At 52.4% G+C, this 22,232-nt stretch carries 16 protein-coding genes, 1 pseudogene and 1 riboswitch; of the genes and pseudogenes, 13 read left to right on the top strand and 4 right to left on the bottom strand.

What is annotated here, in order from left to right; genetic code table 11:
• Positions 1-4: 4 nt before the first annotated feature.
• Positions 5-1,339, bottom strand: coding sequence for an O-acetylhomoserine aminocarboxypropyltransferase/cysteine synthase family protein (locus A8O25_RS00565; protein WP_066829397.1), 1,335 nt, complete (start codon positions 1,337-1,339; stop codon positions 5-7).
• A 260-nt stretch (positions 1,340-1,599) separates the two neighbouring features.
• A riboswitch (SAM riboswitch) is annotated at positions 1,600-1,711 on the bottom strand.
• A gap of 911 nt (positions 1,712-2,622) precedes the next feature.
• Between A8O25_RS00565 and A8O25_RS24020 the strand changes: the two genes are divergently transcribed.
• The 7 genes and pseudogenes from A8O25_RS24020 to trpS all read left to right on the top strand — a co-directional run bounded on the left by A8O25_RS24020 (position 2,623) and on the right by trpS (position 8,517).
• Entirely contained in the window at positions 2,623-2,757 is a 135-nt protein-coding gene (locus A8O25_RS24020) for a hypothetical protein (protein WP_277619997.1), read from the top strand.
• 210 nt (positions 2,758-2,967) lie between these two features.
• A complete protein-coding gene (locus tag A8O25_RS00570; RefSeq protein ID WP_066829400.1) occupies positions 2,968-3,903 on the top strand; it encodes a phosphoribosylaminoimidazolesuccinocarboxamide synthase in 936 nt (311 codons plus the stop codon).
• A 68-nt stretch (positions 3,904-3,971) separates the two neighbouring features.
• Positions 3,972-4,349 carry an STAS domain-containing protein gene (locus A8O25_RS00575; RefSeq protein ID WP_066624636.1) on the top strand — a complete coding sequence of 126 codons (378 nt, stop codon included), beginning with the start codon at positions 3,972-3,974 and terminating at the stop codon, positions 4,347-4,349.
• Positions 4,350-4,372: 23 nt separating this feature from the next.
• Complete coding sequence (locus A8O25_RS00580) at positions 4,373-5,290, top strand: ribonuclease Z (RefSeq protein ID WP_066829403.1); 918 nt, start codon at positions 4,373-4,375, stop codon at positions 5,288-5,290.
• A gap of 334 nt (positions 5,291-5,624) precedes the next feature.
• Positions 5,625-6,419: a queuosine precursor transporter gene (locus A8O25_RS00585; RefSeq protein WP_066829406.1), complete on the top strand. Its 795-nt coding sequence runs from the start codon at positions 5,625-5,627 to the stop codon at positions 6,417-6,419.
• A 365-nt stretch (positions 6,420-6,784) separates the two neighbouring features.
• Entirely contained in the window at positions 6,785-7,441 is a 657-nt protein-coding gene (locus tag A8O25_RS00590; RefSeq protein ID WP_066829409.1) for an alpha/beta fold hydrolase, read from the top strand.
• Positions 7,442-7,543: 102 nt separating this feature from the next.
• A pseudogene (gene trpS / locus A8O25_RS00595) lies at positions 7,544-8,517 on the top strand (tryptophan--tRNA ligase).
• 1,683 nt (positions 8,518-10,200) lie between these two features.
• Here the strand turns inward: trpS and A8O25_RS00610 are convergent.
• Complete coding sequence (locus A8O25_RS00610; RefSeq protein WP_066829415.1) at positions 10,201-10,602, bottom strand: hypothetical protein; 402 nt, start codon at positions 10,600-10,602, stop codon at positions 10,201-10,203.
• A 160-nt stretch (positions 10,603-10,762) separates the two neighbouring features.
• Here A8O25_RS00610 and hppD point away from each other — a divergent pair, with 160 nt between their 5' ends.
• The 5 genes from hppD to A8O25_RS00635 all read left to right on the top strand — a co-directional run bounded on the left by hppD (position 10,763) and on the right by A8O25_RS00635 (position 17,470).
• Positions 10,763-11,887 (top strand): 4-hydroxyphenylpyruvate dioxygenase, encoded by a 1,125-nt coding sequence (gene hppD / locus A8O25_RS00615; protein WP_066829417.1) that lies wholly within the window; start codon positions 10,763-10,765, stop codon positions 11,885-11,887.
• Positions 11,888-12,188: 301 nt separating this feature from the next.
• On the top strand, positions 12,189-13,937 hold the full coding sequence (locus tag A8O25_RS00620) for a phospho-sugar mutase (protein WP_066829569.1): 1,749 nt from the start codon (positions 12,189-12,191) through the stop codon (positions 13,935-13,937).
• A 311-nt stretch (positions 13,938-14,248) separates the two neighbouring features.
• On the top strand, positions 14,249-16,081 hold the full coding sequence (locus tag A8O25_RS00625; protein ID WP_066829419.1) for a glycoside hydrolase family 2: 1,833 nt from the start codon (positions 14,249-14,251) through the stop codon (positions 16,079-16,081).
• 70 nt (positions 16,082-16,151) lie between these two features.
• Positions 16,152-16,634: a Riean_0653 family protein gene (locus tag A8O25_RS00630; RefSeq protein WP_153042536.1), complete on the top strand. Its 483-nt coding sequence runs from the start codon at positions 16,152-16,154 to the stop codon at positions 16,632-16,634.
• 71 nt (positions 16,635-16,705) lie between these two features.
• Positions 16,706-17,470, top strand: a complete 765-nt coding sequence (locus A8O25_RS00635; protein WP_066829423.1) for an MBL fold metallo-hydrolase — start codon at positions 16,706-16,708, stop codon at positions 17,468-17,470.
• Positions 17,471-17,631: 161 nt separating this feature from the next.
• Here A8O25_RS00635 and A8O25_RS00640 read toward each other — a convergent pair whose 3' ends face one another.
• Positions 17,632-18,000 (bottom strand): hypothetical protein, encoded by a 369-nt coding sequence (locus A8O25_RS00640; RefSeq protein WP_066829424.1) that lies wholly within the window; start codon positions 17,998-18,000, stop codon positions 17,632-17,634.
• 812 nt (positions 18,001-18,812) lie between these two features.
• Here A8O25_RS00640 and A8O25_RS00650 point away from each other — a divergent pair.
• Positions 18,813-21,275 carry an alpha/beta hydrolase family protein gene (locus A8O25_RS00650; RefSeq protein WP_066829428.1) on the top strand — a complete coding sequence of 821 codons (2,463 nt, stop codon included), beginning with the start codon at positions 18,813-18,815 and terminating at the stop codon, positions 21,273-21,275.
• 268 nt (positions 21,276-21,543) lie between these two features.
• Here A8O25_RS00650 and A8O25_RS00655 read toward each other — a convergent pair whose 3' ends face one another.
• Positions 21,544-22,188: a DUF2971 domain-containing protein gene (locus A8O25_RS00655; RefSeq protein WP_066829430.1), complete on the bottom strand. Its 645-nt coding sequence runs from the start codon at positions 22,186-22,188 to the stop codon at positions 21,544-21,546.
• Positions 22,189-22,232 lie beyond the last annotated feature (44 nt).

A 22,232-nucleotide genomic window follows, 5' to 3' on the forward strand; every position in this document is an offset into this window, starting at 1 on the left:
GCTACTAGTTTAGGGAAGCCTCCAGCTTCGGTTCACGAACTTTCACTTTGGCAAAGGCTTGCTCAAAATCTGCTTTGATATCCTCCAGGTGCTCAATTCCCAGCGAAACCCGAAGCAAGGTAGGGTCTACCCCAGCCGCGCGCTGCTCCTCTTCATTCAACTGCTGGTGCGTGGTAGAGGCGGGGTGAATGATCAGGGTCTTGGCATCGCCCACGTTGGCCAGATGGCTCACCAGTTCCAGGCTGTTGACAAATACTTCTGCCTCGTCCTTTCCACCTTTCAGGTTAAAACTTAATACACCGCCAAACCCACGCTTGAGGTATTTTTTCGCCAGCGCATGGTATTTGTTAGAAGGCAATCCCGGATAATTCACACTTTCTACCAGCGGGTGCTGCTCCAGCCATTCGGCTATGGCTTGGGCATTCTGCACCGTACGGTCAACGCGAAAGGAAAGCGTCTCCAGCCCTTGAATCAGTTGAAAAGAGTTGAACGGGCTCAGGGCGGGGCCAAAATCCCGCAGTCCCTCCACCCTTGCCCTAATGGCGAAGGCAATGTTCCCAAAAGGACCTTCAGAGCCGAAAACATCCCAGAACACCAGTCCGTGGTAACCTTCAGACGGCTCACTGAACTGCGGAAACTTGCCATTGCCCCAGTTGAAGTTACCGCCGTCAACAATCACCCCGCCCACACTGGTGCCGTGGCCGCCAATCCATTTGGTGGCAGAAGCCGTCACCACGTTGGCACCGTGCTCCAGCGGCCGGAACAGGTAACCGCCCGCGCCAAAGGTATTGTCTACTATCAGCGGAATATCATTTTTCTTGGCTACCTGGGCAATGGCCTCAAAGTCAGGAATATTGAAGCGGGGGTTACCAATGGTCTCCAGGTAAAAAGCCTTGGTATTTTCATCTATCAGCGCCTGAAACGTATCTGGCTCATCATCTTTGGTGAACCTGACCTCTATTCCAAGGCGTTTGAACGCTACTTTAAATTGGTTGTAAGAACCGCCGTACAGGTTGCTGGTGGTCACAAAATTGTCACCCGCCTGCAGAATATTGTTCAGGGCAATGAACTGTGCCGCCTGCCCAGAGCCCACGGCCAGGGCCGCCACTCCGCCTTCTAAAGCCGCAATGCGTTTCTCAAACACATCGGTGGTGGGGTTCATGATGCGGGTGTAGATGTTCCCGAACTGCTTCAGGGCAAACAGGTTGGCGCCATGCTCGGCGTTCTCAAACACATATGAGGTGGTTTGGTAGATAGGAACGGCGCGGGAACGGGTGGTAGGGTCTATTTCCTGGCCGGCATGCAGTTGAAGGGTTTCAAAACGATATGAATTAGACATAGTACTTCTAGGTTACACTTGAAAAATTGAACAAAAACAGGATACTAGGAAAACTTACGCGTAGGCGCGTCTCCCCGCGGCAGCGCGGTAAGCCCTAGAAAACCAGAAGGTTCAGATTAGCGACAACAGCAACAACAGTCCTGAATGGACATTCGCATTTCTGTTGGGCAGAAAGAAGGGGTGTAACCATGGAGCGTCACCAACGGGTGCGCCAAAGCATTGCTAGAAGTGGGTTGGATAGTAATTTCCATCTTCGTATCAATTTATATTCCCCAGGGCAATATGTCCGCTGGGATCAGGAATTAGCACCTTACCTCTTAGTAGGTTGCTAGAGCTTCATTGAGCCTGTCTCTCCGCTCTTCTTTATAAATCAACTACCGGAATAATTGACTTGATACTGCAAATGTAAAGCCCGAAAGTTCATCTGCAAACAATTTATAAAAAATTTTACGAATTAATTTTACGAAGGCTTTAACCAAGGGTTGTTCAGGTTGCAATATTGACAGCAGAAACTAACATTCATTAGCATGTTGTTATTTGTTTTGATCTGAGGGGAGGGAATGGGATAGCGTTTTGTCTGTTCCAAAGCTGGTGCTGGTACTGTTGTTTCCTTTCATTGCTGCTAAAATGCGAAGTTAGTTGTCCCCTTGGCGGTGGCGTTTGCTCCGGTGCCTCACTCACTGCATTGTTTCATCTTTTCCGGTAAGCGCTCACGGCCGCGGGGCCCCGTCCTGGCGGTGAGCACTGCTGTTAAAACTAGGCCCTCCGGCCTTGCCGCCGGTGCGGCACCGTATTAACAGAGGCGCTCACCCCCAGGACTGGTTTGGGTTCCTCTCCTGCTACTTCCTGTACTTGCTCTGTCTGTTCCAGTAGGTAACCGTTGCTGATCCGCTAGCCTGTGGCGAGTCCGTGCTGCGCACATCAGCCAGGGGCATGGGTGGTGGTGGATTGGCTATGGCAGATTGAGTGGCAGATTCATAGCTGCTGCTGCTGCTGCTGCTGGCGCGAGTCTCCAGACTCGTGCCTAGTGATGATGGGTAGTCTCTGACTACCCTCGCTGCCGGGCAGCGACCATGCGCAGTGCTGGTTTACTCGTGCTGGAATGCCAGAGCGGAATAAATGACTCAGAACTTTAGACTCAAGACTCCTTTCGTTATTCCCCCTTTGAAGGGGGCGAAGGGGGATGTTGACACAGGAGGGCACGCATGCCAGAGGTACGGGGCATAGGCCTCACACATTCCGGATAGCTCCCCTCCTGGGAGGGGTTGGGGTGGGTTTCACGCATGGCTGATCTCGTTGCGGTTTCCGGCGAGTCTGGAGAGATGTCTCATTCCATGGTGCGTGAAAGAGTCGCGCGCCAGGTATATGTTCCAACTATCAGCAATAAACCAGCAGCCATTCTTGTAAAAATCAAATAACGTCAGGAGCACCTGAGAGCATCAGGGTTAACGGCCGCCACTGACGTTCCACGGCCAAGTAGCTACCACCCTTTTCTGTTTCCGGGCTGTTTTCTCAAAAACAGCTCTAAAACGGAAAATAGAAGATGCACCCAGCCACTGAAAACAGGACGGGAGGGCACTTGCCCCGTGCCGTTCCTTTCCTAACTTTGCCGGGGTTAGCCCATTTGTATGCAAGCGTTAAAAGAAACCAACTTCCACTTTCCTGAGCAGACCGGCTTTTACAGAGGCAAGGTACGGGATGTTTATTACTTCAAAGACAAGTTAGCCATGGTGGCCACAGACCGCATCTCAGCGTTTGATGTGGTATTGCCGCGGGCCATCCCCTACAAAGGACAGGTGCTCAACCAGATAGCGGCCAAGTTCTTGGCGGCAACCGCCAATGTGGTCCCCAACTGGGTCATAAGCCAGCCGGCGCCCAACGTAACCATTGGCCGCCAGTGCGAAACCTTTAAAGTAGAGATGGTGATCAGGGGCTATTTAGCCGGCCATGCGTGGCGGGAGTACAGCGCAGGGAAACGCTTGCTCTGCGGGGTGGCCATGCCAGACGGCCTGCGCGAAAACGATCCGTTCCCGGAGCCCATCATCACCCCCACCACCAAGGCTGCCGAAGGCCATGATGAAGACATCTCCCGGGAGGAAATCCTGAGACAGGGTATTGTGTCAGAAGAAGACTACCTGCAGCTAGAAGCTTACACCCGGGCACTCTTCAAGCGGGGTTCTGAGTTGGCCGCAGAGCGCGGGCTCATTCTGGTGGACACAAAATATGAATTCGGCAAAGCCGATGGCACGATTATGGTGATTGATGAAATTCATACCCCAGACTCCTCAAGGTTCTTTTATTCAGAAGGTTATGAAGACCGGCAAAATGCAGGGCAGTCGCAACGGCAACTTTCAAAGGAGTTTGTACGTCAATGGTTGATTGAAAATGGTTTTCAGGGAAAAGAGGGGCAGCAGGTCCCTGAAATGACTGATGACAAAATAACGGAGATCTCGCAGCGTTACATTGAATTGTACGAGCAGGTGCTGGGGGAGAAGTTCATTCCCCAAGATTATGCCAGCCAGCCAGATACGCTGCAGCAGAGCATTGCCGTAAACATTTTTTAACATACTTTGTTAGAGATATTCCACCAATTTTTGGTAAATTCGCATTCTAAACCTTTTTGCTGTTACTTATGAAGTACACAATTGATAAAAAAGAGAATTACACTATCATCACCATAGATGAAAAGAAACTCGACACCACAATCGCCCCTGATTTGAAGTCTGAGTTTGTGAAGTTGAATGCAGAAGGTATCACTAACTTGATCTTAGATCTTACCAACGTAAAATATACAGATTCATCAGGGCTTTCTTCAATCCTGATTGCCAACCGTCTTTGCAACTCTTCTGGCGGGGTTCTGATCCTGACCGGCCTGCAGGAGCACGTGACCAAGCTGATCACCATCTCTAAGCTGGAGTCTGTGTTGAATATTCTGCCTACCGTTGAAGAAGGCATTGACCGCGTGTTCCTGCACGAGATTGAGAGTGATCTTACCAACAAGGAAGAATAGTTCAGGTTTAAGGGGGAGACAGCTTGGATTTTGAACTGAAAATTCTTGGTTCCGCTTCGGCCCTACCCTCTCCAGACCGTTTCAATACTGCCCAACTGCTCACGGTTGGGAACCAAATCAATCTGATTGATTGCGGCGAAGGTACACAAATGCAGCTGATGCGATACAAAGTAAAGCATCAGCGCATTTGTAACATCTTCATCAGTCACCTGCACGGTGACCACTACTTTGGGCTGGCAGGTTTGCTTTCCACCATGCACCTGCAGCAGCGCACAGCCCCCCTCCACCTCTTCGGCCCCAGGGGCCTGGCTGAAATACTTACCCTTCAGTTCAAGTACGGCGGCACCCAACTCACCTACCCCATCCATTTCAATGAGGTAGACACCACGGCCTTCTCCAAGATCTTTGAAGATAAGTTCATGACGGTGCACTCGCTGCCCATGCAGCACCGGGTGCCTTGCTGCGGCTATCTGTTCAGGGAAAAACAAAAGCCCCGCCACTTACTAAAGTCCAAACTGCCTGATTTTCTCACGCCCCCGCAACTGGTGCGGCTCAAGTGGGGAGAAGACATCTTTGATGAGAATGGCGAGGTACTGGTGCGGAATGCAGACGTGACCACAGATCCCAAACGCAGCCGCAGTTACGCCTACTGCGCAGACACCAGGTACAAAGAAGATATTCTCCCTTACATCTCTGGGGTTGACCTGCTCTACCATGAGTCTACGTTCCTCCAGGAGATGGCCGCCCGGGCCGAGTACACCTTTCACAGCACCGCCGCCCAGGCCGCTACCCTGGCCGCAAAAGCCCAGGTGAAACGGCTGCTGCTTGGCCATTTCTCCACCCGCTACAAAGACCTCACTCCCCTGCTGGAGGAAGCGCAGGCAATTTTCCCCAATACCAACCTGGCCACTGAGGGCAAGACGGTGAGCGTACTGGAATAGCCTTCTGGTTTAACGTGCCCCCACTCCTTTTTCATTCGCCCACTTCTCACAAGAGGCGGTACTTCTGTTCCCCCTCATGGGAAGGAAAACAAAGTTGTCGCCTAGTTAGAAATTTTCTGCTTTCGGTGCTCCTGTTTACTTTAGCACTGGATTAGAGCCAGAAGCAGTGGAGAGCTCCCTTTTGTAATGGGTGCAGAACTCTGCGCATCATGTTAAGCTCCTGTTTTGGGGCTGTTTTCTAAAAAGTAGCCCTAAAACGCTGGCAGGGCTGGGCGCTTGCGCCAGAGGCACCAGGGCAACAGGAACCACGCAACCGTTTCACAATTTAAACTTTATGCAAAACTCCGGCACATTCAAGTCTTCAATGGGTTACAGGAAACGGCAGTTGTTCATGGTGCTGAGCGGCATTTTTTTAACCAATGCCTTGCTGGCAGAACTGATTGGGGTAAAGATCTTCTCGGGCGAAGGGGTGTTTGGCCTGGCAGGCGCCCAGATCCCCGTGCTCGGCACCAAGTTCGACTTTAACCTGACCGCCGGGGTCATCATCTGGCCGGTTGTGTTCATCACCACCGACATCATCAATGAGTACTTCGGGAAAGACGGGGTGAAACGGATCAGTTTCCTGACGGCGGGTTTAATTGCCTACGCCTTTGTAGTGATTGTAGCCGCCACCTGGCTGCCACCCGCACCATTCTGGCAGGAGGTGAACAGCCAGGGCCCCAACGGCGCGCCGTTTGACATGGACTATGCGTACAACAGGGTTTTCCGGCAGGGCCTTGGAATCATAGTGGGTTCGCTGGTCGCTTTTTTGGTGGGGCAGCTGCTGGACGCGCACGTTTTCCATTGGCTCAAACACCTGACCGGAAGCCGCAAGATCTGGCTCAGGGCCACCGGCTCCACCCTGGTCTCCCAGCTGGTAGACACGGTGGTGGTGCTGTTTATTGCGTTCTATCTTTTCGGGGACTGGAGCCTTACGCTGGTGCTGTCTGTCTCGGTGATCAACTACCTGTACAAGTTTACGGTGGCGGTGCTGCTCACGCCCCTGCTGTACCTGGCGCACGGGGTTATTGACCGGTACCTGGCCAACGACCAAGACGTTCCTTTTGACACCTTCATCTCCAAAGACTAATTTCTGTTTCCGGCGTATTTTTCTGAAAACAGGCTAAAAACGCAGATACGGCGCAGCAGAAAAAGGAACCTTTGCGGCGGCAGATGTGAGGTTCTACCAAAGGCTGTGGGTGACGCGGCAGTGATGCTGGCGTAGGCCCGGCAGATGCGCGGCGGCATTTTTTTTCGGCCCTGGGCCGAAACACAACCCAACCCTACGGCTGCTGCACCTGAGGCGCTGTGTTTGGTGGCCGCGGTGGGCTTTCTCCCCCCTCCGGGGTTTCTGTTTTGGAGCCGTTTTTCTCAAAACAGCCCCAAAACAGAAAACTAAGGTACCGCTCAAGGCAACCGCAGTGGGGTATCAACAAAGGGTGGCTATCTTTGTGCATGGCTTTCCCTCCTTTGTACCTGCTCAGCGGCCTGGGCGCAGATGAACGGCTGTTCCAGTTTTTACGGTTGCAGCACCCAAACCCGGTGGTGGTGAAATGGGTTACGCCGGCGCCGCATGCCACGCTGGCGCAGTACGCCCAGCAGGTTTTGCCCCAGATTCAGGACCGTTCAGCGCCGGCGGTGCTCATTGGCCTGAGCTTTGGCGGCATGGTGGCCCAGGAGCTGGCCAAGCTGATCCCCACCCAAAAAGTTATTCTGCTCTCCAGCCTGGCCCATACCCCGCAGCTGCCCTGGTACTACCGCGCGGGCGGCTTGCTGCGCCTGCAGAAGTGGCTCCCTTTTCAATGGGCCAAATCCTTCCCGGCACCCGGCGAATGGCTTTTTGGGGCGAAGTCGCCGCTGGAGAAGCAGGTCTTCCGCTCTATCATCCAGGACACCGACCTAGACTTTCTGCGCTGGTCCCTCACCGCCATTCTTGGTTGGCAGCACCGGGCAGAAGCGTCTGAGCAGCTGGTGATCATACACGGCACCCGCGACAAGATCTTGCCGGTGCCGCTAGCCCCCCGGGTGCACCTGGTGGAGGGCGGGGAGCACCTGATGGTGATGAGCCGCGCGGCGGAAATAAGCGCCCTGCTCAACCAGCACCTGCGGTAAGCTGTTTTTGCCTATTTTCTGAAAAACAGGCCAAAAACAGCATCGGTTTTCGGGGTTTGGGCGGCAATTGCTTACTTTGTACAAATTAACAGTACTGAACCCATGGCTAGAATCCTTACCGGCATCCAAAGCAGCGGCCGCCCGCACCTGGGCAACCTGCTGGGTGCCATTCTCCCCGCGATTGAGCTTTCTAAGAAGGCTGAGAACGAATCGTTGTACTTCATTGCCGACCTGCACTCCCTCACCTCTATCAGAGATGCGCAGGAACGCAGAATGAACACCTACGCGGTAGCCGCGGCCTGGCTGGCATTTGGCCTGGACACAGACAAGCATATTTTCTACCGCCAGAGTGACGTGCCGGAGGTGACCGAGCTGACGTGGTATCTGAGCTGCTTCGCCCCTTACCCCATGCTGGCCAACGCTCACTCGTTCAAAGACAAATCGGCGCGCGCGGCCTGGCAGATGTCAATGCCGGCCTGTTCACCTATCCTGTGCTCATGGCCGCTGATATTCTGCTCTATGACGCTGAGTTTGTACCCGTGGGCAAAGACCAGGTGCAGCACCTGGAGATCACCCGTGACATTGCCAGCACGTTTAACCATCTCTACGGCGAGGTGTTTGTGCTGCCAGAGGCGAAGGTAGACGAGAACGTGATGACGGTACCGGGCATTAACGGTGACAAAATGAGCAAGTCATACGGCAACACCCTTGATATTTTCCTGCCAGACAAGGAGCTGCGCAAGCGCGTCATGAGCGTTGTTTCTGACAGCAAAACCCTGGAAGAGCCCAAAGACCCTGAAACGGACAATACCTTTAAGCTGTACTCGCTGCTAGGCTCGCCTGAGCAGGTGGAGGACCTGCGCCAGAAGTATTTGGCGGGCGGCTTTGGGTACGGTCACGCAAAACAAGCCCTCTTTGATCTGATTCTGGAGAAATACGCAGCCCCCCGGGAGCGCTTCAACTACTACATGAACAACCTCCCCGAACTAGACGCCAAACTGGCCGAAGGTGCCGCCAAAGCGCGCGCCATTGGTGCCCCTGTATTGAAGAAGGTCCGGGAGAAGCTGGGGTTTTAGAAGCGTATCACGTAGCGTGTATCACGTATCAAGACAAAAAGCTCCTGTTTGCTAAGAACAGGAGCTTTTCTGTTTTTATCGGTTTTGGTGAAGACACATAACTGTCTGCTCTTAGTAGATTCCATTGATTTTTGGATGGAGGTAGCCAAGAAGATGTTTCAGACGATCCAGGTCCTTCAGACGCTCCCAAAAATTGCTGACGGTACGTGGCTGTTTATTGGAAGAAGGAACTGGCGCGAGGCTCCAGTCTCGCGCCAAAGGATGGGACGAGGCTCCAGACTGGCCGGTAACCGAGATAAGATCAGCCATGCGTGGAACCCACCCCTACCCCTCCCGGGAGAGGAGTATCTGGCATACGTGGACCGGCAGGTGTCAACATCCCCCTTCGCCCCCTTCAAAGGGGGAGAATAGAAGTGAGTCCTGAGTCTTGAGTCCTGAGTCTTGATTTCTGAGTCTTGAGTCCTTTCTTTTCATCTTAGGCAGTTCAGCATGAATGAGGCAGCAATGCCTTGCCTGGTTTCGCAGCCGTGCCGCGAGGGCAGACAGAGACCGCCCATCACGCCGCTCTTCCGGATTTTTATCCGGAAGCAGGTACTGAGGGAATTTGTAATCCCCGTTACGCCGCCTTTGAACAACTGTTACTGCGGATTGCAAATCCGCGGGGAGTTTTGATTCGGGATTGCAAATCGCGAAAAGCGGAGAAAGTAAAAGCCCTCTGCCTCCAAGGGGGGGGTGTTCGGGAATGCGTGGGGGCGTATACTACGCGCCCCTACAGCAATGCGCGTCCTCCTGTGTAAACATCCCCCTTCGCCCCCTTCAAAGGGGTGTATCAGGCAGCGTTAGAAGGCACGGAAGTAACTTCCGCGCCATAGGTGGCTATAGAGGGCAGAGGTAATGTGAGGCTGCCGCCCCATGGAAGCTGAAAGCTTCCACCATTACAGGTCCAAGTTGGAAACTTGAACCAGAGAAAGCGGCAGGCAAGCAGCAAGAAGTAAACAAACAAACAACAATGAACAATCAACACTTCTGCTGGTGGCACCTGGGTTAATTAGCACTTCTGCCCCTGGCTGATGTGCGCAGCACGGGCTCGCCATAGGCTAGCGGATCAGCAACGGTTACCTACTGGAACAGACAGAGCAAGTATAGGAAGTAGCAGCAAAGGAACCCAAATCAGTCCTGGGGGTGAGCGCCTCTGTTAATACGGTGCCGCTTCAGCGGCAAGGCCGGAGGGCCTAGTTTTAACAGCAGTGCTCACCCCCAGGACGGGCCCCGCGGCCGTGAGCGCTTACCGAAAAAGATGAAACAGCAATGGGATTTCGCACCGGAGCAAACATCCCAGCCAGGGGAACACCAAACTACGCATTGCCGTGGCAGTGGCAGCAGCATGACTATAAGGCACCTCATCCAACAGCCAAGGCAGCCTCAACCAGCCAAGAAAACAGCAGACAACGCATTGCAAACGGCAAAGGCCGCACAGCCAAAGCAAGAACAAACTAAGCACTACAGCTCTAAAACTGGCGTTTCATTCATCAGCAAGCACCAAATAAACTACAGGAAGACCCTGTTCTAAGCCTACTTTCGCCAAAACAGGCCAAAAACGGAAACGGCTCCGGCGCGGGGAAAACCCGCACGGGAGCCGTTTCATGAAAGTCTTGCTACGTGCTACGTGCTACTTGATACGATTTACTCCGCTCTCCAAACTTCTTCCCGCACGTTCTTGCCCACGCTCAGAATCAACCGGGCGGGGTTAGGCACCAGCAAAAGGCGGGCTTCTTTGTTCGGGTAGGCATCAGCCTCCACCCAAACCCCTTCTTTGCCGGTAATGTCTACCTGCCCCTCTGGGTTCAGCGCCTCTGGCAGATAAGCCGTGGGCAGCAGCACATCAGTGTCTGGACAATGCTTCTGGTGCACATCACCCAGCACCTCCTCCAGATACTCCCCGAAATTGTCGTTGAAGTCGTCTTCCTGGTCATGCAGCTCCTCTTCTACATCATCATAGCGGTCATCATTGTACGAGAGCTGGCCTAATTCCTGCTTTTTCCGGATAAGGGCCACAAGGGAAGTATTCAAGTCTTGGGTATTCATGCCTATCTTATTTTTCCCAAAGTTGGGAACAACTTACACAATTTACAAGTAGCCGCGGCAAATCAGCCGCCTAACACTTGTTTGCTTTTGCTAACTATTCTTCTATTTTTACAGGAATTACCGTATTCTATTCCAGAAACATCCAAAAATAACCAACCATATGGAGACAGCCACTGATTTAAAAAAAGACACCCCCGTAGACTTTCTGCCGCTCAACGGCACAGATTACCTGGAGTTCTACGTAGGCAACGCCAAGCAGAGCGCCTACTACTACCAAAGCGCGTTTGGGTATGAGCTGGTGGCCTATGCCGGGCCAGAGACAGGCGTGCGCGACCGGGCTTCTTATGTGTTGCAGCAAGGCAAGGTGCGGCTGGTGCTCACCACGTCTTTGCAACCAGATTCTGCTATTTCTGAGCACGTGCGCCTGCACGGTGACGGCGTAAAGGTCATGGCGCTGTGGGTAGATGACGCGTACAAGGCCTACGAGGAAACCACCCTGCGCGGGGCCAAATCGGCGGGGGAGCCACAGACCCTCACAGATGAGTTTGGCGAGGTAAAAATCGCCTCTATCTACACCTATGGCGAAACCGTGCACACGTTTGTGGAGCGCAAGAACTATACCGGCGCCTTCATGCCCGGCTATGTGGCCCGCAAAAGCAACATGCCCATCACGCCGGTGGGCTTCAAACACGTAGACCACTGCGTGGGCAACGTGGGCTGGGGCGAGATGAACCAGTGGGTAGATTTCTACGCGCAGGTAATGGGCTTCCAGCTGCTGCTCACCTTTGATGACGAAGATATCTCCACCGAGTATTCGGCGCTCATGAGCAAGGTGATGAGCAACGGCAACGGCTACGTGAAATTCCCCATCAACGAGCCCGCTGAGGGCAAGAAGAAATCGCAGATTGAGGAGTACCTTGATTTCTACCACGGCCCCGGCGTGCAGCACATTGCCATTGCCACAGATGACATTGTGCACACCGTGGGGGAACTGCGGCGGCGCGGCGTAGAATTCCTGAGTGTGCCCGGCTCCTATTATGAAGACCTGCTGGAGCGCGTGGGCAACATTGATGAAGACCTCAAACCGCTCCAGGACCTGAACATTCTGGTAGACCGTGACAATGAGGGGTACCTGCTCCAGATCTTTACCAAACCCGTAGAAGACAGACCCACGGTGTTCTATGAGATCATTCAGCGCAAAGGGGCCAAATCCTTCGGGAAAGGCAATTTCAAGGCCCTGTTTGAGTCTATTGAGCGCGAACAGGCGCTGCGCGGAAATTTATAAAACCCGTACCCGCTTTTTTGAGTAGTACCAGTAGGTGCGTTTTTGGCCTCGTTTTCAGAAAACAGGCCAAAAACGCACTTTCGTTTACCTGCGGCCGGTAATTGGCGGGCAACCCTCCTCCCGGCCAATCCAGGCAGAAGACGGGTGGCAAACCTTAAAAGCAGGCATTCCATTCCGCTGTGCGGATGGGAAAAAAGAATTTACTATTATTGAACCATTAAATACAAAAAACACGAAGCTGTTTTGGGGCTGGTTTCGTAAAAACAGCCCAAAAACGCTTTTCCTTTTCTCTACTATCACTATGGAAAACCATCTTTCACTGGAACCGGCGGTACAGACCAAAATCAACGCGTGGCTGGAAGGCGGCTATGACGCCGACACCAAAGCTAAATTACAGAAGATCATTGACGCCGGTGACGCCGACACCCTCACCGATTCCTTCTACAAAGACCTGGAGTTTGGCACCGGCGGTCTGCGCGGCATCATGGGCGTGGGCAGCAACCGCATGAACCGCTACACCGTGGGCATGGCCACGCAGGGGCTGAGCAACTACCTGCTCAAGTCGTTCCCGGAGCAGCAGATCAGCGTGGCCATTGCTCATGACAGCCGCAACAACTCAGATGTGTTTGCCAACGTGGTGGCAGATGTGTTCAGCGCCAACGGCATTAAAGTGTACTTCTTCAAAGAGCTTAGGCCCACGCCCGAGCTGTCTTTCGCCATCAGGCATTTAGGTTGCCAGAGCGGCGTTGTCTTGACAGCTTCACACAACCCCAAAGAATACAACGGCTACAAGGCCTACTGGAATGACGGCGGGCAGGTAACCGCCCCGCATGACAAGAACATCATTGCCGAGGTGAACAAGATCCAGAGCGTTGAGCAGGTGAAGTTTAAGCGCAATGAGGCGAACATAGAGTTCATTCTGGACGAAGTAGACCAGGCGTACCTGGACAAAGTGGCCACGCTGTCAGTAGACCCGGCCATGATTCAGCGCCAGAAAGACCTCAAAATTGTCTTCACCCCTATTCACGGCACCGGTATTACACTGGTACCGCGCGCGCTGGAGCGTTTTGGGTTTACCAATGTACACGTGCTGGAGGCGCAGGCTACGCCCGATGGGAATTTCCCGACGGTAGTGTACCCCAACCCCGAGGAAAAAGACGCCATGAACCTGGCCATGCAAAAAGCAAGGGAACTGGATGCTGATTTAGTGCTGGCCACTGACCCAGACGCAGACCGCGTGGGCATTGCCGTGAAAGACCAGAAAGGAGAATGGGTGCTGCTCAACGGGAACCAAACCGCCGCCCTGCTCACCTACTACATCTTGCAGGCCTGGAAAAAAGCAGGCAAACTCACGGGCAGAGAATACGTGGTGAACACCATTGTGACCACAGACCTCATCAACCGCGTAGCTGAGGGCTTTGGCGTAGACTGCTATGAGACCCTCACCGGCTTCAAGTACATTGCCACCATCATGCGTGACAAGGAAGGCGAGGCCCAGTATATCTGCGGCGGTGAAGAGAGCTACGGCTTCTTGGTGGGAGACTTTGTGCGGGACAAAGATGCCGTTTCTTCCTGCGCCATGATTGCTGAAATGGTGGCGTCTGCCAAAGACCAGGGCAAGAGCCTGTTTGAGCTCATGATCCAGATGTACCAGGAGTTTGGCTTCTACAAAGAAGACCTGATCTCCCTGACCAAGAAAGGCCACCGCGGTGCCCAGGAAATTCAGGAGATGATGCAGGAGCTGCGCGAGAATCCGCCCCAGACCATTGCAGGTTCAGACGTGGTGGAGGTGATTGACTACAAGACCGGCTTCAGAAAGAACCTGAAGACTGGCCAGGAAACCGCTACCGGCCTGGAGAGCTCCAACGTGCTCCAGTTCCTCACCGAAGACGGCACCAAGGTTTCGGCCAGGCCGTCTGGCACTGAGCCAAAGATCAAATTCTACTTCAGCGTGCGGGAGCCGTTGGCCACTGCGGGTGAGTTTGAGCAGGTGGGCCAGAAACTGGACCAGAAAATACAGCAGATCATTTCTGATCTAAAGCTGAAGTAGACCTCAGTTTCTCAACTAGTCACCCCAAGAAAACCCTTTTGGAATGCGTCCAAAAGGGTTTTCTGTTTTCAGGCTGTTTTCAGAAAAACAGGCTGAAAACAGATATGAAATAAAAGCCAGCCGCCCTTCCCGTACATTCTGTTTTTAGCCTGATTTTGAAAAAACAGGCCAAAAACAGAACGTACAGAAACCTCCCCGGCCCAGAGCTTTTCTGTTCCTCCGCACTATTCGGCACTTCTGATGACCTGAGATCAAAGATTCCCGTTAAAGACAGGAAACCTGTTTTGAAACTGTTTTCAAACCTTTGACCTATGAGTTCGCAGCAACCCAATTTAAGCACCACCAAAAGCTTTGAAGAAGCCGCTATTGCCAAACCAGACCAAAATCCTTTGCCCCGGGCAATCCTCAGGCCCAACAACTATTTCCTGCTAGACGGGGAATGGAAGTTTGAGCTGGATACCGACGACAGAGGCCTGCGCGAGTCCTGGTTTCTGGGCCACAACTATGCCCATACCGCCAACTGGCCAGGATCTGTGGAAGAGCACCTGGCTCAGGCCAAAGGCCAGATACAAGAAGGGCCGGCGTGGCATGACAAAGTGGTGGTGTGGTATGAGCGGGAATTCCCCAGGCCCCAGCGCGGTGAAAAGAATGAGAACACCATGTTCCAGATCACTTTTGGTGCGTGCGGCTATGAAACCAGGGTCTGGCTCAACGGCCGGCTCCTGACCTCAGTTGAGGGCGAAGATGTGCACTACGGTGAGTACACCTCCTTTTCGTATGAGCTGAACGAAGAACACCTGCTCCCCGTGAACTGGCTCACCGTACGCATAGCAGACACCATGGACGCTGAGATACCGCGCGGAAAGCAGGAGTCACACGTGTACAAGCGGGGCGGTATCTGGTATCAGACCTATACCGGTGCCGTACGCAGCGTCTGGATGGAAACCGTTGAGCGCAACCGTCTGCGGTCACGCATTGGAGTGCAGAGCATTATTGAAGACTCCTTGGTGCGCTTTACCTTCACTTCCCGCATTCATGACCCCGGCATGTACACGCTCCGGCTGCAGGTGTTTGAACAGGACAGTGACAGCCCTGAACCGTTTGCCACCTCAGATTACCTGTTAAAGCTCAGTGAAGGGCAAAAGCTCCAGAACGTGGTCATGCAGATTCCTAACGCCCAGCTCTGGAGCCCTGAGCACCCAAAGCTGTACCGGCTGGTGGCCCAGCTCATAGACGCCAACGGCTACACCGCCGAAATTCAGGGCCATTTTGGCATGCGTAAAATTGAGGCGCGGGGCCGTCATATCTACCTGAACAACCAGGAGATTTACATTGACGGAATTCTGTACCAGCCCGGCACCGCCACCTATGAGGAAATGCGCCGCCACATGTACGCCATGAAAGAACTGGGTTGCAACCTGGTGCGGGTGCACATAGCCGGGGTGGACCCGCGCATCTACAACCTGGCAGATGAAATTGGCCTCCTGCTTTGGGTGGAAGTCCCCAGTCCGCACAGCTCCACCCAGAAGAGCCGGGAAAACCATTACGCAGAGCTCCTCAGAATGCTGGCCCTGATTGAGACCAACCCGTCTGTGATCATCTGGTCCCTTTACAATGAAGACTGGGGTGCCCAGGACATTGCCACCAACCCAGAAACCCGCCAGTACATCATGGACACCTTCCATTACATGAAGATCAGGTATCCGCAGTTTCTGGTGGTAGACAATGACGGGTGGCAGCACATCTCGTATGAAGGCAAGCTGAAGTCAGACATGCTGACCGCCCACGTGTACACCCCAGAGGTGGACCGCTGGTGTGAAGTGCTTGACCAGATCACCGAAGGCCAGATGGAAGGGGTTGCCGCTTTCCCACTGGTGGTGGGGGACCAGTATTTCTACCGGGGCCAGACCCCCGTGATCATTAGCGAATGGGGAGGTTTCGGGTTCTCTGACTACGGCGGGCCCAATGACCTGGAGGAACGCGCTGACCGAATCAGGGTCTTCAAGGAGGAGATGCGCAAACGCCCTATAGCCGGTGATGTGTATACCCAGGCCACCAACATTGAAGACGAGCGAAATGGTTTGATAGACCCCCACACCGGCGAACTCTCTGTACCGGCTGGTCTTTTGAATTCCAGAAAATAGTCCCGGTTTGGGTGATCTTTCTGCAAAAAAAGATCACCCAAGCTTTTTTCCATCTCTTCCCTTCCACCGTATGAAAGTTAAACTACTACTGCTCCACTCCCTCCTTCTGTGCTGCCTTCTGTTGAATGCCTGCAGTGAAGATGACCATGAGGAGAATGGCCCCGCTGGCACCATCACGGCCCAGATCAACGGCCAGGACTGGAAAGCCGTCCGGGTGTCGGCGGCTTACAATGAAGCGTACCAGGACTTGCTCATAGGGGGCGAAAGCGCCAGCGGCGAAGGAATTTCCCTTGCCATTGACAATGTGACCGGCACGGGCACCTTTACCGGCAACTCCAGCGGGATTGTGGTAGGCACCTACCTGAGCGGCAACTCCAATGAGCAGTGGAGCTCTTTCCTGAACGGAGACTGTCTCATCAATGTCACCAAATTTGATAAATCCAGCAGAACCATTTCCGGCACCTTTGAATTTGTAGGCGAAAATGACAGCCAGACCTCCACCAAAACCATCACGGGAGGCAAATTTACAGACGTGCGGTTTGAGCCCTTTTAAAGGAGACAGAGCAGCCACAAAAACCTTATGCCTTACAAGTTGTCTTTATAACAGAACCAGATGTACTACCTATGACTATTCAAAAACACTTTGTCTGCCTGCTCCTGCTGCTGGCAGGAACGGCCCAGGCCCAGCAACTGGCACCGGCTGAAAAAATAGAAACCAAAAAAGGCACCCTTACCATTCAGCCTATCCTGCACGCCACCCTGGCGCTGCAATGGGATAACAAAACCATTTATGTAGACCCTACCGGCGGTGCCAAAGCTTTTGCCGGGATGACCGACCCGGACCTCATCCTGATCACAGACATTCACGGGGACCACCTGGACCTGAAAACCCTGGAAGCCCTGAATACCAGCAAAGCCAGAATCATAGCCCCTCAGGCAGTTGTGAACCAGCTTCCTGAAAGCATGAAAGCCAAGGCGGTGGTACTGGCCAACGTCGAAAAAACCACTCAGCTCTCCATCCCCATCACGGCGGTGCCCATGTACAACCTCCCGGAAACCGCCGACTCCCGCCACCCCAAAGGGCGCGGGAACGGCTACCTTCTGGAGATGGGCGGCAAGCGCATCTATCTGTCCGGTGACACCGAAGACATCCCAGAAATGCGTTCCCTCAAAGACATTGACGTGGCGTTTGTGTGCATGAACCTCCCCTACACCATGGATATCAACCAGGCCGCCGCGGCCGTGCTGGCTTTTAAACCCAACGTAGTCATTCCCTATCACTACCGCGGGCAAAACGGGTTAAGTGACGTAGCAGCTTTCAAGCAGCTGGTGGCAGACGGGAAGAAAAAAATAGAGGTGAAGCTTTTACAGTGGTATCCTGAGAAATAAAGTCTCTTTCGTACCCACACACACGTACCACCGCGCCAGCAGTACTGGAGCAGACTCCTGTTTTCGGGCTGTTTTTCTGAAAACAGCGAAAACAGGAGTTACAAAACAAGAAAGCCGGACCTGCCTTTGGGCAAGTCCGGCTTTCTTGTTAGGCAGCATTGTTAAATACGGGTGGGATCGTTTTCAGAGGGTTCTGTCTCATCACTGCCAAAAGGCTGGTCTGAGCTTCGCACGCCGTTAACGCTGCCGTCCATCTCCTCATAGCTCCCCTCAAATTCAAAACCGGGGCCTTGGGCAAAAGACTCAGTGTCTGTACGGTCATTCGCGCCGTAGCCGGTGATCTCATTACCGCCAATGTGCAGGTTCTCCAGCTTATCTTTCTGGTCATTGCGTTCGGTGTCTCCCCCGGGCCCAATGTTGCGTTTAGCGGTAGGGTCTGGATGGTTGCCGGGTGCATTGCGCTGATGGCTCTCATCATGGATGTTGCCGGGGCTATCTGGGTTTTGCCTATCTTCGTCTCTGGTGGCCATAGTTCTAGTGGTTAGTTTCTGGTTTATGTACGCAGAGCAGAAAGGCTGGTTCTAAATCAGAGGTAGAGACACCACGCTGGTCTACCGGAAGAATGAAAAGGGGAAACCGTAGCTGGAGCCGAACCGGTAAATCATAGACTTACTTTTTCTTTCCCTTCTTGCCCTTTTTGCCTTTATACTTCCCTTCTTTCAAAGCCTTTTTCTGCTGCCCCGGGGCAAACTCCTTAGCAGACTGCGCACCTACTACTTTTTTTGCCTGCCCAGGGGGCATTCCGGCGGTTGATGGTTCTGAACCAGGCAAATAGATTCCTGTTGTGCGTACTCCGGGGTGCTGGCTCTTAGATGTTCTGGTTGAGGAGGGAGTGCGGGAGCTGCTGGTATTTCTGGAGCTGGAACAGCCAACCGTACTTACCAGAAACAGGATTAAAACCACTGCCTGCACGTAAAACTGCTTTTTCATAAATGGAAGCCAATAGGGTGAAACGGTTACTTTAGAGTAGCTGACACAAGAATAAAGCCAGAAATGAAGTTACTATGTCTTTATACCACTCTTAGAAGATGGGTGTGTTACGAACAGGATCGTTCATGGTTGCCCCCCTATATCTTTCTGAACCTGCAGAAGCCACTTCCCAACAGCTGCTGTTTCATTTGAAGGCTGCAATTCTTTCAGGACCAATACCTATATTAGTACCTCAGTAAAGTAAAGGAATTTCTTACTCTGAACATGAAACCCTTGTTTTCAGCAAATGCGAGAGAGTTACATTACCGCTTACTGTACGCTGCCTTATTACTTACAACACAAACAAACTTTTATGAAAAACTTAGTCTTATCTAAACGGCCTAAGGTGGCTCTTTGGCTGCTGGCGCTCTCCTTGTCCAGCCCCGTGGTAGCCCAAGGCCCCAAAGATTTAAACGTGACGTACCAGCGTCCCGCTGAGGCAATTGCCAAACTGATTGAAGCCCCCGCCACCCCGTCCGTATCCTTTGACGCCAAAGGCGAATGGATGCTGGTCATGGAGCGGCCGGGCTATCCTTCCATAGAAGAGGTTGCTGCCCCTGAAGCCCGCATTGGCGGACTCCGGATCAATCCGGCGGTAAACGGTGCCAGCCGGGGATCTTCGTTCAACAGCCTTCTACTGAAGAAAGTAAAGGGGGGGCAGGAGTTCCCGGTACAGGGGCTTCCGTCCAACCCCAAGATTTCTGATGTCACCTGGTCACCAGATGAGAAGCAGGTGGCGTTTCTCAACACCGCACACAACGGCATTGAGCTCTGGGTGTTGAATGTGCAGGACAGAGCCGTGAAGAAGCTGACCGCAGCGCAGGTGAATGATGCCTATGGGAACGCTTTTACCTGGACCCCAGACAGCAAAGCCTTGTTGGTGAAACTTGTAAACCCCACCCGCGGCGAGGCTCCCAAGTCAAACACCACCCCGGCAGGTCCCGTGATCCAGGAAAACCTGGGCAAGACTGCCCCTTCCCGCACCTATCAGGACCTGCTCAAGAATAGACAGGATGAAGCCCTCTTTGACTATTACCTCAACAGCCAATTGGTGCAGGTGAGTTTAGACGGAAAGCAGACACCGGTGGGCGTGCAGGGGGTGATCCGGTCCTTTGATGTGTCGCCAGACGGGCAGTACCTGCTGGTGTCTACCACCCACCGGCCCTACTCTTACCTGGTGCCTTCCTACCTGTTCCCCTACTCGGTTCAGGTGCTGGACCGCCAGGGGAAACTGGTGAAACAGATCGCTGATATTCCGTTGGGGGAAAACATTCCGGTAGGTTTTAATGCGGTGGCGGCCGGCCCCAGAAATGTGGCCTGGCGCCCTGACCAACCTGCTTCCTTGTACTGGGTAGAAGCCCAGGATGGCGGTGATGATAAAAAAGAGGTGCCTGTAAGGGACCTGGTGTACACCCAGCCCGCTCCGTTTACCGCCGCACCGGTGGCCATTGCGGGTACTAAACTCCGTTACAGCGGAATTACCTGGGGCAACAATGATTTGGCTATTGTCACCGAGCGTTGGTGGCGCACCCGCCAGGAGCGCCGCACCCGTATAAAGCCCAGCCAACCCAATGCCCAGCCCTCCCTGCTTCTGGAACGCTCCTATGAAGACCTTTACACAGACCCGGGTTCACCTGTCATGGTAAAGAACCAGTACGGCCGCAACGTTCTTCTCACAGACAAGTCTGGCAACCTGTTCATGATCAGTGAGGGTGGCTCCCCGCAGGGAAACCGCCCTTTCCTGAGCAAGTTCAACCTGAATACCCGTAAGAATGACATTCTATGGCGGTCAGAGGCCCCGTACTATGAGCGTCCGGTTGATGTGCTGGACCCAGAGAAAGGGCTGTTTATTACCCGCCGCGAATCTGAAAATGACCCGCCCAATTATTTCCTTCGCACCGTTGGCGCTAAGAAACTGACAGCGGTAACCAAATTCCCGCATCCGGCCCCAGAATTGATTGGGGTAGAGAAACAACTGCTCACCTACAAACGCAATGACGGGGTTACCCTCACGGCCACCCTGTACACCCCCAAAGGCTACAAAAAAGAACAGGGCCGTCTGCCTATGCTCCTTTGGGCGTACCCACGGGAATTCAAAGACGCCGCGGCGGCCGGACAGGTGAAAAGTTCACCGTATGAGTTTACCCGCATCAGCTATGGCTCCCCCTTGTTCTGGGTTACCAGAGGCTATGCCGTTTTAGACCGTACAGACATTCCTATTGTGGGCGAAGGCAATGCCGAACCGAATGACACCTACGTTGAGCAGTTGGTGGCCAGTGCCAAAGCGGCAATTGATGAAGTCACCAAAATGGGAATTGCTGACCCTGTCCGCGTAGGCGTGGGAGGTCATTCATACGGGGCCTTCATGACCGCAAACTTACTGGCCCACTCTAACTTGTTTGCCGCCGGTATTGCCAGAAGCGGTGCCTATAACCGCACCTTAACGCCCTTCGGATTCCAGGCTGAGGAACGCACGTTCTGGCAGGCGCCTGAGGTGTATGCGAAAATGTCGCCGTTTAATTATGCTGACAAGATCAAAACCCCGCTCCTGCTCATTCACGGGGAAGCCGACAACAACTCCGGCACTTTCCCCATCCAAAGTGAGCGCTTCTACAATGCCTTAAAAGGCCATGGCGCCACCACCCGCTATGTAGTACTGCCCGCTGAGAGCCACGGCTACGGAGCCAAAGAATCAATCATGCACATGCTCTGGGAGATGGACCAGTGGCTGGAGAAGTATGTAAAAAACAAGCCCCAACCGCAGACCATGCGGTAGAAGTCTTCTGGTGAGAAAACAAAGAAGCTGTTTAGAGTTTTGGTAACTGCCAGGCAAAGGCTACCGGATAAGGTATTTCATATTCCAGTGGTTTCTGTTTTCGGGCTGTTTTCTGAAAAACAGCCCGAAAACAGAAATTAAATTCTCTGCAAAACATCTTTCTGTCTAAACTCTAAACAGCTTCAATGTCACAAACCTAAATGAGTGTCAGAAAGCTTCAAATTATAAATCTACTAGCTATTGGCTATATTTGGCATTTTGATTTGTGCTATAATAACCAATTACTAATCATTTTAATCTCAGGAAAAAAGTATGTTTCTAATATCATTGAAGCATTTTCATTTTCTTTTTTAGAATTATATAATTCCAAAGCCTGCTTACAAATTTGATTGATTGCATTTGAAGGTGATGTTTTTGCTTTTTCTTTAATTTCCCTTATTTCTCTACAGTTTATTGCAATTGGAATAGATTCTTTTCCCCTCGGATTTTTTATATAATCAATGCATTTTACTTCACATGTGTCTTTTACTATTTCTTCTACGCACAAACATTCTATACTATCACAAGATGTAAGATACACAGCGGAAATGGCCGATGTAATATCTAAATAATCATTCTTGTCACTTATCAAACGAAATTCGTTTTCACCTTGCCAACTTTCCTGTTTTGTAAAAAACATCTCTTTAGATTTTTCTTTTATAAAATCCTTAATATCTTTTATAGTCTTAATATTAGAAGGAATAGAAACACTACCATTTACAGCAGGATAATAATTTACAATATCTTTGAAACAGTCATCAGGTATGTTTAACTTATTGTAATCAAATTCTATGCATACGCCTTTTCTTTTATCGCCATAAATTCCCCACATTAAAGGTGACATACATCCTTTTATGTAAGAGTCGTAGTCCATCGTAAAACTTATCTGTTTATATGAAGTCCTAATGTCTCTATAGG

This window comes from Rufibacter ruber (genome assembly GCF_001647275.1).
Taxonomy (GTDB): Bacteria; Bacteroidota; Bacteroidia; order Cytophagales; family Hymenobacteraceae; genus Nibribacter; species Nibribacter ruber_C.